The organism is Cupriavidus sp. 2TAF22 (genome assembly GCF_052115045.1).
GTDB lineage: Bacteria > Pseudomonadota > Gammaproteobacteria > Burkholderiales > Burkholderiaceae > Cupriavidus.
The window spans coordinates 1-15,465 of record NZ_JBFRFX010000039.1; the positions used below are offsets into that span (position 1 = coordinate 1).

The 15,465-nt window shown below is 70.0% G+C and carries 12 protein-coding genes; 9 read left to right on the plus strand and 3 right to left on the minus strand.

The annotated features are described in order from the left end of the window. From AB4Z48_RS32180 to AB4Z48_RS32205, 6 genes are all read left to right on the plus strand, one after another. Positions 1–307 (plus strand): hypothetical protein (locus tag AB4Z48_RS32180; protein ID WP_441621544.1); only part of this gene is annotated, 307 nt, incomplete at its 5' end. 107 nt (positions 308–414) lie between these two features. Next, positions 415–2,028, plus strand: coding sequence for an exonuclease domain-containing protein (locus AB4Z48_RS32185; protein WP_441621546.1), 1,614 nt, complete (start codon positions 415–417; stop codon positions 2,026–2,028). A gap of 21 nt (positions 2,029–2,049) precedes the next feature. After that, positions 2,050–2,454 carry an SRPBCC family protein gene (locus AB4Z48_RS32190; protein ID WP_441621547.1) on the plus strand — a complete coding sequence of 135 codons (405 nt, stop codon included), beginning with the start codon at positions 2,050–2,052 and terminating at the stop codon, positions 2,452–2,454. Between the two features lie 265 nt (positions 2,455–2,719). After that, on the plus strand, positions 2,720–4,252 hold the full coding sequence (locus AB4Z48_RS32195; RefSeq protein WP_441621549.1) for an amidase: 1,533 nt from the start codon (positions 2,720–2,722) through the stop codon (positions 4,250–4,252). 34 nt (positions 4,253–4,286) lie between these two features. Beyond that, positions 4,287–5,618, plus strand: a complete 1,332-nt coding sequence (locus AB4Z48_RS32200) for an MFS transporter (protein WP_441621551.1) — start codon at positions 4,287–4,289, stop codon at positions 5,616–5,618. A gap of 81 nt (positions 5,619–5,699) precedes the next feature. Further along, complete coding sequence (locus tag AB4Z48_RS32205; RefSeq protein ID WP_441621552.1) at positions 5,700–6,143, plus strand: hypothetical protein; 444 nt, start codon at positions 5,700–5,702, stop codon at positions 6,141–6,143. Positions 6,144–6,300: 157 nt separating this feature from the next. Here AB4Z48_RS32205 and AB4Z48_RS32210 read toward each other — a convergent pair whose 3' ends face one another. Further along, complete coding sequence (locus AB4Z48_RS32210) at positions 6,301–7,488, minus strand: citrate/2-methylcitrate synthase (protein WP_441621554.1); 1,188 nt, start codon at positions 7,486–7,488, stop codon at positions 6,301–6,303. Positions 7,489–7,651: 163 nt separating this feature from the next. Between AB4Z48_RS32210 and AB4Z48_RS32215 the strand changes: the two genes are divergently transcribed. Then, entirely contained in the window at positions 7,652–9,076 is a 1,425-nt protein-coding gene (locus AB4Z48_RS32215) for a CoA transferase (protein ID WP_441621625.1), read from the plus strand. 6 nt (positions 9,077–9,082) lie between these two features. On the opposite strand, the gene AB4Z48_RS32220 is transcribed toward AB4Z48_RS32215, so the two are convergent. After that, on the minus strand, positions 9,083–10,078 hold the full coding sequence (locus tag AB4Z48_RS32220; RefSeq protein ID WP_441621556.1) for a Bug family tripartite tricarboxylate transporter substrate binding protein: 996 nt from the start codon (positions 10,076–10,078) through the stop codon (positions 9,083–9,085). A 354-nt stretch (positions 10,079–10,432) separates the two neighbouring features. Between AB4Z48_RS32220 and AB4Z48_RS32225 the strand changes: the two genes are divergently transcribed. Both AB4Z48_RS32225 and AB4Z48_RS32230 read left to right on the plus strand, forming a co-directional pair. After that, a complete protein-coding gene (locus AB4Z48_RS32225) occupies positions 10,433–11,722 on the plus strand; it encodes an MASE1 domain-containing protein (RefSeq protein ID WP_441621558.1) in 1,290 nt (429 codons plus the stop codon). Beyond that, entirely contained in the window at positions 11,719–12,957 is a 1,239-nt protein-coding gene (locus tag AB4Z48_RS32230) for an alpha/beta fold hydrolase (protein ID WP_441621560.1), read from the plus strand. Before AB4Z48_RS32225 ends, AB4Z48_RS32230 begins: the two co-directional genes overlap by 4 nt. Here AB4Z48_RS32230 and AB4Z48_RS32235 read toward each other — a convergent pair. After that, positions 12,954–15,218, minus strand: coding sequence for a patatin-like phospholipase family protein (locus AB4Z48_RS32235; RefSeq protein ID WP_441621627.1), 2,265 nt, complete (start codon positions 15,216–15,218; stop codon positions 12,954–12,956). The genes AB4Z48_RS32230 and AB4Z48_RS32235 overlap by 4 nt on opposite strands. Between the last annotated feature and the right edge of the window lie 247 nt (positions 15,219–15,465).

Consider the following 15,465-nt stretch of genomic DNA (forward strand, 5'->3'; position numbering starts at 1 on the left):
CACACTTATCGGTTGTTTGTTTGTTAAAGAACTTGCCGCGGTTCGCTTTGCTTACCGCGTCGCTGCTTTGTTGTCAGCAGCAGAGAAACGAGATTATGAAGAACTTTCTACGTTTCGTCAACAGGTTTCGCAATCTTTTTTTGCTCCGGCTCGCCGCGCTCTTCGCACCGCCAACCTCACCCGTTCACCCCGCAACCCTTGTCCCGTCTGCTTTGCAGCCGCGCTTCGTGTTGCGAGGGAGCGAATATTAAGGCCCGCCCACGGTCCTGGCAAGCCTTTTCTGAAAATTCCTTCGAATCGTTTGTGACGCGCTGATGAACGGGACGCGCATGCGGTCGCCAGCAACTGTCTCGAACCCATCCGGGCCACCACCCGCAGGCTTCCCCACCCATCCCCATCCATTAGAATCCCTGGATGCAAGACCTTGCCTCCCTCGAGCCGCCGTATCAGCCGGACGGCCTGCCCCGTCACCTGGATGCGCAGGCGCTCGCCGCCGCCCTATCCCGTCCGATCGTCTTCGTTGACCTGGAGACGACCGGCGCCGACGCCACCCGCGACCGCATTACCGAGATCGGCGTGGTGGAGGTCGGGCCGGACGGCATCGTCGAGTGGGATACGCTGGTCGAGCCCGGCGTCGGCATCCCGTCCTTTATCCAGCAGCTCACCGGCATCACCGAGGCCATGGTGCACGGCCAGCCGCGCTTCGAATCGCTGGCCGAGGACCTGGCCGAGCGGCTGCAGGGCAAGCTCTTCGTGGCGCACAACGCGCGCTTCGACTACGGTTTCCTGAAGAACGAATTCCGCCGCGCCGGCATTACCTTCCGCGCCGATGTGCTGTGCACGCTGCGCCTTTCCCGCTCGCTGTTCCCTTCGATGACGCGCCACGGACTGGACGCGCTGATCGCCCGCTTCGGACTGGAGCCCAAGGGACGCCACCGCGCACTGGCCGACGCCGAGCTGCTTTGGCAGTTCTGGCAGAAGATCCACGGTCTCTACAGCGTCGACCTGGTCGAGTCCGCCGTCCGGTCGCTGGTCAAGCGGGCAAGCCTGCCCTCCGGCCTCGAGGAAACGGCGCTGGACGACGTGCCGGACAGCCCCGGCGTCTATCTCTTCTACGGCGACCAGGACCTGCCTCTCTATATAGGGAAGAGCATCCACCTGCGCCAGCGCATTGGTGCGCACTTTTCAGGCGACCACAGCGCCGCGCTGGAAATGCGCCTGGCGCGCGCGGTACGGCGTGTCGAATGGCGCGAAACGGGCGACGAGACCGGCGCGCTGCTGCTCGAAGCCCAGCTGATCAAGCGCATGCAGCCGCTGCACAACCGGATGCTGCGCCGGAATGCCGCGCTGTACGCCTGGGAATTGCCGCCCGGCCTGAGCGCGCCGCTGCTGCGCTCGGACCGCGACACGGATTTCGCCCGCCATCCCAACCTGTATGGTGCCTTCGCCAGCCGTGCCGGCGCCGAAGCGCATCTGACGGAACTGGCGCAGGCCCACCAGCTCTGCCTGGCGGCGCTGACGCTGGAAAAGCCGGCGCGGCGCGGCCTGCCTTGCTTCGCCCGCCAGCTCCACCGCTGCCAGGGCGCCTGCACGGGCGACGAGTCGCTGGCGGCCCATCGCGAGCGGATGGTCGCCGCGCTGGCGGACCAGGCAGTCCGGCCCTGGCCGTTCCCCGGCGCCGTGGCATGGCGCGAGCGGGAAGGCGCCAAGGCCTGGTGGCATATCCTGGAGAACTGGTGCTACCTCGGCTCGGTGGCCTCGCTCGACGACGCCCCTGCGCTGCTCGCGGACCCGGCACGCTTCGACCTGGACACCTATCAAATCCTGGCGCCGAGGCTGGCGGACCTGCTGGCCAATGCCGTGCCGCTGGAGGCGACCCGGCAATTTGCCCTGGAAGCGCTAGCGGCACCGGCGCGCCATGCCGCCAGGCGCGAAGCCGTGTCACCTGCCGGCACGCGCCCGCGCAAGCGCGCCAGCCCGGATCAGCAAACCCTGTCTTTCCCCGATCACCAGGCAGATAGACAGTAAGCCCACACAGCGGAGCATGCGATGGCCAACCAATGCGATTGCCTGACCCTGGGCATCGATATCGACCAGCCGGCGGCGACGGTCGCCGCTTTCCTCGCAGTGCCCGAGAACTATCCGCGCTGGGCCAGCGGCCTGGGCGAACTGTCACAACGCTCGGACGGGAGCTGGCAGACCCTGACACCCGAGGGTCCGATGCAAGTCCGCTTCACCCCCGCCAATCCCTACGGCATCGCCGACCACTACGTGCAGCCGCCCGGCAGCGAGGAGATCTACATCCCGATGCGTGTCATCGCCAATGCCGGCGGCGCCACCCTGCTTTTCACCCTGCTGCGCTACCCGGGCGTCGACGATGCCCGCTTCGCCGCCGACGCCGACTGGGTCCGGCGTGACCTCGCCAGCCTCAAGGCATTGCTCGAACAGCAATAGCCAGCCCGCGTCGCCGGGAAACGGTATACAAAAAAGCCTCCCTCCAGGCCCCGTCGCGGGGCACGAAAGGCGCCATCCGCCTGGCTCAAACCCCGATTTTGTGCCAAAACCTGTTGCATTGCACCAGGAAGTGACGCATATCGTCTCATCCAATATTCGTCTTGCACTCTGCAATTTTTTGAATATAGTATACCGATTTTCGCGGTGATCTTGCGCGCCCAGCAGCGCGCGCCGGCCGCCTCGAGCCCACAAGACGGAGCCCAGCGTGACCCGGCAAGATATTGCGAGCACCGATCCCAGCCAGGCAGACGCCTGCTTTCTGCCAGTCTGGAAGGCAGCCGAACTCCTGGCCCAGGGCCACGCCAGCRCACAAGACCTGGTCGACTGGTGCGAAGCTGCCTACACCGCATCGCACGCCAGCATCAACGCCATCGTCGTGTCGGATTTCTCCGCCGCCCGCGCCTCGGCCCGGGCCAGCGACCGGCGCCGCGCCGAGGGCCGGCCGCTTGGCGCGCTGGATGGCATCCCGTTCACCATCAAGGAATCCTTCGACGTGTCCGGCTGGCCGACCACCTGCGGCAGCCCGGCGCAACGGCACAACATTGCCGCCGGCGACGCCGCCGTGGTCGAGCGCCTGCGCGCAGCCGGCGCGGTGCTGCTCGGCAAGACCAATGTGCCGCTAGGCCTGCGTGACTGGCAGAGCTACAACGCCGTCTACGGCACCACGCGCAACCCGCACGACCCCGGCCGCACCCCGGGCGGCTCATCGGGGGGCAGCGCCGCCGCGGTGTGCGCCGGCATGAGCTTCTTCGACATCGGTTCCGACATCGGCTCCTCCTTGCGCAATCCGGCCCACTACTGCGGCGTGTTCTCGCACAAGAGCAGCCATGGCCTGATCCCCCTGCGTGGCCACGGCATCGGCCGCACCTACGGGGAGCAAGACATCAACGTGGCCGGCCCGCTGGCGCGCAGCGCGCGCGACCTGGAGCTGCTGCTGCAGGCCCTGGCCGGCCCGGACGGCGGCGAGGCACTGGCCTACCGTCTTTCGCTGCCGCCCTGCGGGCAGGCCGCGCTGGCCGATTTCCGCGTCGCCGTGCTGCCCAGCCACCCGCAGTGCGAGGTCGACGCCGAAGTCAGCGACGAGATCGAGAACCTGGGCCGCTGGCTGGCGGGCCAGGGCGCCCGGGTAACGTGGAACGCGCGGCCGGACTTCGACGCCGCCGCCCTCTGGCACACCTATGTACTGATGCTGCGCGCCACTACCTCGGTGCATATGGACGATGCCAGCTTCGATGCCGCGCTGTCCCGCGCCGCTGCCGCCGCCGCGGTGGCACCGGACGACCACGACTACGCCACCCTGCAGTTCACCGGCGCCGGCATCCGCCACCGCCAGTGGCTGCAGCTGCAGCAGGCGCGCGCCGCCTTCGCGCAAGCCTGGCAACGCTTCTTCGACGATTTCGACGTGCTGCTGTGCCCGGCCGCCGCCACCACCGCCTTCGTGCTGGATGAGAGCGGCGAGCCCTGGGAGCGCACGCTCCAGGTCAACGGGCGGGCGCTCCCGCTCACCAGCCAGCTGTTCTGGGCCGGCCATTCCGGCCTGTGCGGCCTGCCCTCGACCGTGGCCCCGATCGGCCCGGGCCGCAGTGGCCTTCCGGTCGGCGTGCAGATCGTCGCCGGGCGCTTCGCCGACCTGACCTCCCTGCGTTTCGCCCAGCTGCTCGAGGCAGCGGGCCTCGGCTTCCGGCCGCCGCCGGTTCATTCCAACACGGTGCAACGCGCCCCGGCGCAACAAGACTGACAGGGCACCGCCCCCATCCACAAAAGGAGCGAACATGCTGGACTGGTTCAGGGATCTATCGAAAATGGAGCGCAAGGGTTTCTACGGCGCGTTCCTTGGCCATGCAGTCGACGTGTTCGACTTCATGATCTACTCCTTCCTGATTTCGACGCTGCTGACGCAATGGGGCATGAGCAAGTCGGCCGCGGGCGCCATCGTCACCTGGACGCTGGTGTCGTCGCTGGTGGGCGCCATCGGCGCGGGCATCCTGGCCGACCGCTACGGCCGCGTGCGTGTGTTGCGCTGGACCATCGTGGTGTTCGCCTTCGCCTGCTTCCTGTGCGGGCTGGCCAACACGCCCGGACAGCTGCTGGCCTTCCGCATGCTGCAGGGCCTGGGCTTCGGCGGCGAGTCGTCCCTGTGCATGGTGCTGGTGACGGAGATGATCCGCAACCCGGCGCATCGCGGCAAGTACTCGGGCTTCACGGCCAGCAGCTATTCGTTCGGCTGGGGCGCGGCGGCCATCGCCTACGCCATCACCTTCAGCCTCTTCCCGGCGGAGACTGCCTGGCGCATCTGCTTCTTCATGGGCATCCTGCCGGCGCTGGTGGTGGTCTACCTGCGCCGCAACCTCGAAGAGCCGGAAATCTTCCTCAAGAGCCGGGCCGCGCGCGCGGCAGGCGGCGCCCCTTCGGCGTGGCAGCAGCTCGCGCGGCTGGGCCGCCGCCCGTTGCTGGGCAAGACCGTCCTGTGCAGCCTGCTGTCGGGCGGCATGCTGGGCGCCTACTATGCGATCGCCACCTGGCTGCCGACCTTCCTCAAGACCGAGCGCGGGCTATCGGTGTTCGGCACCAGCTCCTACCTGGCCATGACTATCTTCGGCTCGCTGGTGGGCTACGTGGCCGGCGCCTATGCCAYCGACCGCTGGGGCCGCCGCCTGACCTATATCGCCTTTGCCGCAGGCGCCTTCGTCATGGCCCTGGTCTATATGGTGATCCCGGTCTCGAACATCTCGATGCTGTTCCTCGGCTTCCCGCTCGGCGTGCTGATGCAGGGCGTGTTCGCCGGCATCGGGGCCACCATTTCCGAGTCGTACCCCAACGACATCCGCGCCACCGGTTACGGCGTCTCGTACAACGTCGGCCGCGTGATCGGCTCGCTGTTCCCGCTCTCGGTGGGCTGGCTGAGCACCGGGCGCACCTCGCTGCCGCTGGCCATCGCCATCGTCGCAGGGGTAGGCTACGCCATGGTGATGGGCGCCGCGCTGCTGYTGCCGGAAACCAGCGGCATCGACCTGGGCCAGGCCGGTGGCGACGACGGCGCGCACGAGCCGCCCGCCGAACCGGACAAGGCCGTGCTGGTGCCGACTGTGGGCAAACCCGCATAAGCAATGCGCGGGCGCTTGCAGGCGGGCCACGCGCTGCGCTAGTCTGCGCAGAGGGGGCCCGCCTTCCCCCTTGGAGCCACCATGCCCGCCGACTGCCGCGCCGTTGCCCCTTCTCCCGCATCTTCCCGCTTCCTGACGACACTACTTGTCGCGCTCGCGCTGGGCGCCTGCGCCGGCATCGAGCAATCGGCCATGCAGCGCGTGCTGGATTCCTGGCAGTCCGCGCCGATCGAACAGGCCAAGGCGCAGTGGGGTCCCCCGCAATCCGTGCAATCGGTGCCCGGCGGCACGGCCTACCTGTGGACCGAGGAAGTGCCACCGGCGCGCGCGCCGGGCAGCGGTCCGCGCGACGCGCGCGCACCCACCTCGCCCGAACCCGTACTGGTGCCCGGCCAGTGCCAGCGCCGCCTGATCGCCGGCCCTACCGGGCTGGTGATCTCTGGCGACTGGTCCGGCAACGCATGCTGCATCACCACCGTCCTTGGCCGCTGCTCCGGCCTCGCTAGGAAGGCCACCGGCACCTGAGCAGGCACGGCGCGCGCGCCGCGGCCACGAGGCGCCATCTTCTCGCTGCAGGAGAACACCTGCGCGCAGGGTGGCCCTCGGACTGACGCAAGCGGGGCTGACCGGACCGTGGTTTTCCGCAGCCGCGGCATGGCGGCCGCGGGCCGCGCTGCGCTAGCTAGCCCTGGCCCGGGCGCGGTCCCGTGTACGCCGCGCGCGGCCGGATCAGGGCATCGTCGGCGCGCTGCTCCAGCCCATGCGCGATCCAGCCGATCGAGCGGCCCAGCGCGAACAGGCCGAAGGCCGCCCCGGGCGGCAACCCCAGGTGTCGGCGCAGGGCCACCAGCGCGAAATCCACCGAGGGCCGCTGCCCGGTCAGGTCGAATGCCACGCCGATGATCTCCTGCCAGCCGGAGTGATGTGCCAGCACCGGCGCCAGCAGGCAGATGGCACGCACATCGCCGGCCGGGTAGAGATGATGGCCGAAGCCTGGCAGGTCTTCGCCGCGCGCCAGTCGCTCGCGCAGCCGCGCGGCCGGGTGCGCGCCGGCCAGCTCGTCCCACATTGCCTCCACGCGCGCGGTGGCGCCGCCGTGCCGGCCACCGGTCAGCGCGGCAAGCCCGCCCACCACCGATGCCCGCAGGCTGGCCCCGGTCGAGGCGACACAACGCGCGGTAAAGCTTGATGCATTCAGCTCATGGTCCGCGCACAGCACCAGCGCCATGCGGATCAGGTCCGCGCCCGCCCCGTCCACGCCCCAGGCGCTAGCGCACTGCCGGTGGATCGGCGTGCTGGCGGGCGCCGTGCCCAGCAGGCAGGCGGCCAGCAGGCGCACCAGCGCGCCGCAGCCCTCGGCGAGCCGCGCCGGCGACTGTTGCCACTGCGCGGTGGCGTCGTCGCCGCTGGCGGCGGTGAACAGCGGCAGCAGGGCCTCCTCGCTGCGGCGCCCGGCAAAGGCGGCCTGCAGCGCAGCCAGGTGCGCGGGCGCGGCCGGCGGCTCGGCGCCGAAGGCGGTCTGTTCCCCGCACTGCCACAGCAGCGCAGCCAGCGATTCCACCGTACCGGAGGCCGCCAGCACGGCGGCATCGGAGCCGCGGTAATAGAGCCGCCCGTCTTCGATCAGCGTGATGCCCGACTCCAGCACCGGCAACCCCCAGCTCAGCGCGGCCTTGGCCACCTCGCGCGGCTTGCGCCCGCGCGTGCGCTGGCCGGCGAGCAGTTCCACGTCGGCCGCCAGGTAGCGGCTTTCGCGCGGTGTCTCGCCATCGTGGGCGTGCAGCAGGCCGCGGCTGACATAGGCGTAGAGGGTCTGGCGGGAAACGCCCAGCCGGGCGGCCGCTTCGGCCGAGGTGAGGTAGCGGGACATGGCGACGGGGAGACTAGCCTGGGCTTGGGCCTGAGAAGCAATAACTTGATTAAGGTAATCAATATTGACTATTAAAACAAGCGGCCTAACCTGCAAGGCACCTGGCCGCCAGCCCGCCCCTTCGTCGATCCAGTTCGTGGATCCAATCACAGTGACCTCCGCCATGTCCTATCGCGCACATGCCGCGCCCGCCGCGGCTACCCCTGACATCCCCGACAGCCCGGCCGCCGCCAGCTTCCTGCGCGACATCTGGGCCAGCGTGCACGGCGACCCCGCTTGGCTGGAACGCCTGGCCTGGACCGGGAGCGGCAGCCTGCCGTCGGTCTTCCCGGTCACCGAGCTGGCGGCCGCCAGCGCCGGTGCCGCGGGTCTCGCCGTCGCGGAACTCATCCACGCGGCCGGCGGACACGCGTCGCGGGCGAGCGTGGACCGCCGGCTGGCATCCTTCTGGTTCGGCACCTCGCTGCGCCCGCAGGGCTGGGCGCTGCCGCCGCAATGGGATGCCGTGGCCGGCGACTACCGCGCGGCGGACGGCTGGATCCGCCTGCACACCAATGCGCCGCATCACCGCGCGGCGGCGCTCGCGGTGCTCGGCGTGCCGGCCGACAAGGCGGCGGTGGCGAAGGCCGTGGCCGCATGGCAGGCGGACGCGCTGGAAAACGCCGTGGTGGACAAGGGCGGCTGCGCCGCGGCCATGCGCCCGGCGGCGCAATGGGCCGCGCACCCGCAGGGGCAGGCAGTCGGCCACGAGCCCCTGCTGCACTGGCGAGCCTTCGATGGCAGCCCCGCGCCGCGGCACGGCTTCACCCCCGAGCGCCCGCTTCGGGGCGTCCGCGTGCTGGACCTGACTCGGATCCTCGCCGGCCCGGTCGCCACCCGCTTCCTGGCCGGCTTCGGCGCCGATGTGCTGCGCATCGACCCGCCTGGCTGGGAAGAGCCCGGCGTGGTGCCCGAAGTGGTGCTCGGCAAGCGCTGCGCCCGCCTGGACCTCAAGCGCCGCGAAGACCTGCAGATACTGGAGCGCCTGCTGGGCCAGGCCGATGTGATGGTGCATGGCTACCGCGCCGATGCGCTGGCACGGCTGGGGCTGGACGCGCAGCGGCGCCGCCAGCTCAACCCTGGCCTGATCGATGTCTCGCTCGATGCTTACGGATGGAGCGGCCCATGGCAGGGCCGGCGCGGCTTCGACAGCCTGGTGCAGATGAGCAGCGGCATCGCCGAGGCGGGCATGCGCCTGCGCGGACTGGACCGCCCAGGGCCACTGCCGGTGCAGGCAATCGACCATGCCACCGGCTATCTGCTGGCGACCGCGGCCATCCGCGGCTTGTCGCGGCGCCTGGCGAGCGGCGCCGGCAGCGAGGTCCGGGCCTCGCTGGCGCGCACCGCGCAACTGCTGCTCGATGGCGCAGGGCTGGCGCGCGGCTCCGCCCCGCTGGCCCCGGAACAGGCCGCGGACCTGGCCGAAACGGTGGAAGCCACGGCCTGGGGCGCGGCGCGGCGGATCAGGCCGCCAGTGATGGTGGATGGCGCGCCGATGCAGTGGGACCGCCCGGCGGGCGGCCTTGGCACTGCCGCGCCCGGATGGTGAAGCCGTTCAGTCGATCTTCGCGCCCGAGGCCTTGACCGCCTGCCCCCAGCGCTTCTGCTCGGCGGCAATGGTCTGGCCGAAGGCCTCCGGTCCCTGCCAGGCCGGCTCCGCGCCTTGCTGCTCGAGCTTGGCGCGGGTGTCGGCGTCGGCCAGCACGGACTGCAGCGCGCCGGAGAGCCGGGCCACCACGTCGCTGGGCGTGCCGGCCGGCGCCAGCATGCCGTAGAAGCCGACCACCTCGAAGTTCTTCAGGCCGGCTTCTTCCATCGTCGGCACGTCCGGCAAGGCGGGCGAGCGGTGCTTCGAGGTCACCGCCATCGCGCGCACCTTGCCGGCCTTGATGTACTGGGTAAACAGCGGGATCGAGTCCGCCATCATCTGCGCCTGCCCGCCCATCACGTCGGTGAGCGCCGGCGCGCTGCCCTTGTACGGGATATGGACGATAAAGGTGCCGGACGCCTGCTTGAACATCTCCGGCATCAGGTGGGAAATGCCGCCGTTGCCGCCCGAGGCGAAGTTCAGCTTGCCGGGGTTGGCGCGCGCGTACGCGATGAATTCCTTCAGGTTGCGCGCCGGCACGTTGTTGTTGACCACCATCACCAGCGGGATCAGCGCGGTGCGCGCCACCGGCGCGAAATCCCTCGGCATGGCGTAGGGCAGCTTGGGATAGAGCGAGCCGTTGATCGCCATCTGGCCGGTATTGGCCAGCAGCAGGGTATAGCCGTCCGGCGCCGCCTTGGCCACCGCGTCGGAGCCGATGTTGCCAGCCGCGCCCGCCTTGTAGTCCAGCACCACCGACTGGCCCAGGATGGGCTGCAGCTTCTCGGCGAGGATGCGGGCATGGGTGTCGACCGGGCCGCCGGGCGGGAAGCCCACCACCAGCCGGATCGGCTTTTCGGGCCACGCGGCCGCGGCGGGCGCGGCCATGGCCAGCGGCACGGCGGCGCACGCCAGCAGCGCCGGCAGGGACAGCAAGCGGGTCTTGCACGCGAACTTCGTCATCTTGTCGTTTCTCCTCGTTTATATTTCGGCCTCGATCTGCCAGCCTGTGACTGCGCCGGCTTGCCGGCCTGGGGCACGGCTGCCCGCGCCGGCTGGCCGGCAGGCGGCCCGGCCCTGCCGGGTGCCCGCATCCGCCAATGTGACGATTTTATGACATCCGGCCATGCAAGAACGACCCTTGCGGACTTATGATGCGCGTGACCGGACAAGCCGCCACGTCAGCCGCGCGCCTGCCTGGCGCGTTCAGATAACGGCAGGCCGCCGCGCAACGCACAGCGCCGCCCGCCCTGCCGCCACGCCCGGCGGCGGGCCGGCCCCGTATCGGTGCCAGGGCCCAAGCCAAGGAAAGCCAACGTGAAACCAAGCAACCGCGCCGTCATCCTCTTTTTGTGGGCGGCCCTCTACTTCTGCTCGGGCTATGTCTCGCACAAGCTCAACGGGCCGTTCTACGCCACCGGCTATATCTGGCTGCCGGCCGGCGTGACCATGGCTGCCTTCATGCTCAGGCCGATGCAGCGCTGGCTGCCGGTGGCGCTGGCCTTCTTTGCCGCGCAGCTGCTGCTGGGCTGGGTGGAGGGCCGCGACACCCTGCGCCTGATCCTGTTCTCGCTCAACGAGATCGGCTTTGCCGCGGTGGGCGTGGCGCTGGTGCGGCGCGCGCAGTTCTCGCTCGAAGGGCTGGTCTTCGTGCGCGCGCTGCTGATCGCCGGGGTGGTCAGCAGCGCGGCCAGCGCGGCGGTGGGCGCGGCCTGGTTCACGCTGATGCAGGACGTGCCGTTCTGGCGCACCTGGCGCGTGTGGGGCGCGGCCGACCTGGTCGGCGTGCTGATCGTGCTGCCCGTGCTGGCGGGCTGGTCGCGCTTTCGCGCGATGCGCTCGGGCGGCATGAGCCGCGCCGACTTCCTGTTCGGCCTGGGCGCCTTCGCGGCGCTGCTGCTGACCGCCTACTTCATTTTCGATCAACGCATCCTGTTGCCGGTGCAAAGCGGCGTGGCCTTCGCGCTGACCTATATCCCGCTGTTCCTGGCCGCCGTGGTGACGCTGCTGTGGGGCGGCCGGGGCGGCTCGGTGGCGGTGGCCATCCTGACGCTGTTCGTGCTCTACAACACCAGCCAGGGTGGCGGCCCGTTCGCCGAGCGCTCGCTCAACCATGGCCGCTCCCTGCTCGAGGCACAGCTCTACCTGGCAGTGGCGGCCATGCTGACGCTGCTGATCAGCACGCTGCGCACCAGCCGCGAGCAATTGCTGGCGCAGTCGGCGCGCAGCCAGAACGACGTCAAGCTGGCGCTGGCAGCCAGCGAGCAGCTGGTCTATTGCCTGGACCCGCACAGCGGCACGCTGCGCTGGAGCGGCGACCTGGAGCGCGTGCTGGGCGTCAGCGACGACGCCTTCGCCAGGCTCGACGACGTGCTGGCCCACGTGCATGACGAGGACCGCGCCCGGGTGCGCGGCCGCTGGCTGCGCGAAAGCGACGGCGAGAACCGCACCGACATGCTGTTCCGCCTGATGCTGCCGCCCGGACGCAGCACCATGGTGCTCGACATGAGCGGGCCTCTGCTCGACGGCGACGAATCGGTCGCGGTGATCGCCGGCGCCTGGCGCCTGCAGGCCGCCGAGATCTTCGAGGAGCGTGACGCAGCATGACGGCATCCAAGGGCAGCGGCATCGGTGCCCTGCTCATCCACGGCCTCGGCGGCACGCAGTTCGACCTGGGGCCGATGCACAAGGCGCTGCGCCGCGCCGGGGTGGAAACCCATGCGGTCACGCTGCCGGGCCACGCAGGCAGCCCGGAAGACCTGGTGCCCGTGCGCGCCGAGCAATGGCTGGAGACGGTCACGCAGGCCTACGACGAACTGGCGCCCCGCTACGAGACCTTCCACGTCCTGGGCATGTGCATGGGCGCGCTGCTGGCGCTGGCCGTGTGCGAGCTCCGCCAGCACCGCAAAGGCCGCCTGGTGGCGCTGGCCGCGCCGGTCTATATCGACGGCTGGTCCACGCCCTGGTACCGGGCGCTGCGCCACCTGGTCTATCGCATCCCGATGCTGCCCGCTCGCATGCGCGTGGACGAGGACGAGCCCTTCGGCATCAAGAACGACCTGGTACGCGCCATCGTCAAGGCCAAGTTCGAGCGCGGCGACAACTTCCACTATCGCTGGGTGCCGCTGGCCTGCATCCGGCAGGTGGATCGCCTGCGCGGCTGGGTGCTGCGCGGCGCCCGCCGCATCGTCTGCCCCACGCTGGTGGTGCACTCCCGCGAGGATGAGCTGACCAGCGTGCGCTCGGCGGACTTCCTCGAAGCCGTGGTGCCGGACGTGCGCAAGGTGGTGGTGGAGAACAGCTATCACATGATCTGCGTGGACAACGACCGCGAGCAGGTGGTCGCCAGCGTGCTGGAATTCCTCGGCTTCGACCCCGAGAGCGCGCGCCGCCGCGCGCGTGCCACGGTGGAAGTGCCGATGAGCGGGGAGGCCGTGGCCACGGTGGTCGGCGAATACCTGCAGGCGCTCACCAGCGGCCATTTCGAGGCGCTGTTCCCGTTGCTCGAGCCCGGCGTGCGCTGGCGCCATCATGGCGACCATCCGCTGGCCGGCAGCTACGATGACCGCGACGCGGTGATCGGCATGTTCGGCCGGCTCGATGAACTCGCCGGCAAGACCGTGCGCATCGCCATCACCGCGCCGCCGCGCATCGAAGGCTCCAGCGCGGAGATCGACCTGGAGGCCTTCTCGGTGATGGGCGGCGAGCAGCATCATGGCCGCGGCACGCAGACCCTGCGCATGCGCAACGGCCGCATCTCGGCGGTGACCTTCCGCCCCGCCGGCGCGGACGCGGCCGGCGCGGCCCTGCCCGCGCCAGCCGGACTGGACAGCCCGGACTAGAACACGCGGCCCAGCTGCAGATAGAGGTTCCAGACCCCTTGCGGGGCCGCGGCGAAACCGAAGTACAGCGGCCCGATCACGCTGTTGCCGCCGATGAACAGGCTCGCACTGGTCTTGTACGGCCCGGTGCCGAAGTTCCTGCGCCGCAGCCACACATCGCCCGCTTCCAGGCTGGCGCCCACCACGGTGGTGCGCAGCCCCGGCAGGATGAACTCGCGCAGGTCGTTGAGGTAGGTCACGCGGCCATAGAGCAGGTAATTGCCGGAGAACTGGTCCTGCGCGTAGGCCGAGAGATGCTGGAAGCCGCCCAGCGTAAAGCCCAGCCCGCCGCTGACGCTGCTGTCGCTGCGGTGGTCGCCGTAGGTGGTCGCCGCCTCGGCGGCCAGGTTCAGCGTGTGGCGGCCGTAGCTGGTGGCCCACAGCGCCTTGGCATGCGCATCGTTGAAGCGGTTGTCGCTGCCGCCGAACGCCAGCTCGTTGGTCGCCAGCAGGTAGTAGCCGGTGCGCGGGAAGAGCGGATCGTCGAGCTGGTCGATGGTGAGCTGGGAGCGCACCGTGGGCTGGCGCACGCGCGCATGCGGGAACAGCCGGCCGGTGCCGATCGGCAGGTTATAGGCCGACGAATAGTTGACCTGCTGGTAGTTCACGCCCGTGCGGAACTCGCCCAGCCGGCCCAGCGGCACGCCGAGGTCCAGGCCCGCCACGGCCGTATCGATCTGGTAGGCGGTGAGCGGATCGGTATTGCGGTTGGGCGCGGTGTCGCCGTAGAGGTCTACGCGCTTGCGCCCATACTCCGCGTATGGCGCCACGTAGAAGCCCAGGCGGTCGAACACCGGCTGGCGCAGCTCGGTATGCCACTTGCCCTGGGTGCTGCCGAGCACGATGTCGTTGCGCCATTCGAGCCCGCCGGGCGTGATCCACGGATAGCGGTGCCCCAGGTTCAGGTTGAAGCCGCCCTTGCCGTTGAAGGTGGTGGATACGCCGAAGCCGAACAGCAGGAACTGCGGCCCCCAGGATTTCTGCTGGGCCTCCACCTTCAGCACATTGCGGCCGTCCTCCCTCACCATTTCCTGCGTCACGCTTTCGAAATCGCCCGAAGTGGACAGCTGCGCCATCTCGCGGTTGAGTTCCACGGCATTGTAGGTGTCGCCCTCGTGGACGCCCAGGTACTTGCGCACGAAGCTGGCGGGGACGCGGCCCGCGGACTGGATCTGGATGGCATCGATGCGCAGCGGGCCGGCCACCGCCTGGCCACCCTTTCGCGCGGCCAGGTAGGTCTGCCAGGCGCCGTCGGGCAACGCCAGCGCCGCGAGCGCCGGGGCCGCCGCCTGCACCGCCGCCGCGCCACCCTGGATGCCGTCGTTGGCGCGCGAGAAATCGGTAAAGGAGAGATCGCCCAGTTGCGGCTCGATCAGCACGTCGCCCGGCCTGAGCCGGGCCTTCTGCGCGTCCACGTTCTGGTTGGTCAGGATGGTGACCATCTGCTGCGTGACCGCCGCCGGCGAATCCAGGTTGGCGGGGTCGTCCAACTGCGAGCCGATATTGACCGCGATGACCACGTCGGCGCCCATGTCGCGCGCCAGCTGCACCGGCAGGTTGCTGACCAGCCCGCCGTCGACCAGCACCCGGCCGTTCACCTTGATCGGCGCGAACAGGCCCGGCACGGCCACGCTGGCGCGGATCGCGCGCGGCAGCGAGCCGTGCTCCAGGATCACCGGCTTGCCGGTGCCCAGATCCGTGGCGATGGTGCGGAACGGCGTGGGCAGCTTGTCGAACGAGGCGTCGGCCGGCAACTGCGCGGTCCAGTTCTGCAGCAGCGCCAGCAGCCGGTTGCCCTGCACCAGCCCGGTGGGCAGCTTGATCTTGCCGTCGCCGTAGCCGGCCGAAATGCCGATCGGGTATTGCAGGTCGTCCTCGCGCTGCGCCTGCGGCAGCTCGGCGCGCTCGTTGCGGTCGAAGGCGATATCGCTGAGGTTGATATGCGACAGGCGCGCCTCCAGCTCGCTGGCCGACAGCCCGCTGGCGTACAGCCCGCCCACCACCGCGCCCATGCTGGTGGCGGCCAGGCAGTCGATCGGCACGTGCATCTGCTCGAGCGCCCGGATCACGCCGATATGCGCATAGCCGCGCGCGCCGCCGCCGGACAGGACCAGGCAGACGCGCGGGCGCCCGGCCGGAGCACCATTTCGCGCAGCAGCGACTGCGGCAACCGCGGCGGGCTCGGCCGCCAGCGCGGGACGCGGCGCGGCGCCCAGGGTCATTGCCAGTGCGAGCAGCAGTGCGGGATAACCGTGTACCGGCGCCAACAGGCGGCCGGCCACGCTTGAAAGCAAGCGGAACATGGAAAAAGCGGGACAGAACGGGACGGAACGGCGAACAGGCGGCGCGAAACGCGGCCGACAGCGCAACCCGCGCCGCAACGGCGGGGAAAGAGCGTCACGATAGGGCAATTGCCCCGGCTTGAACAGCGGCGCTTGCACTGATGAGGGGGGCCGGCAGGGCGCCGGA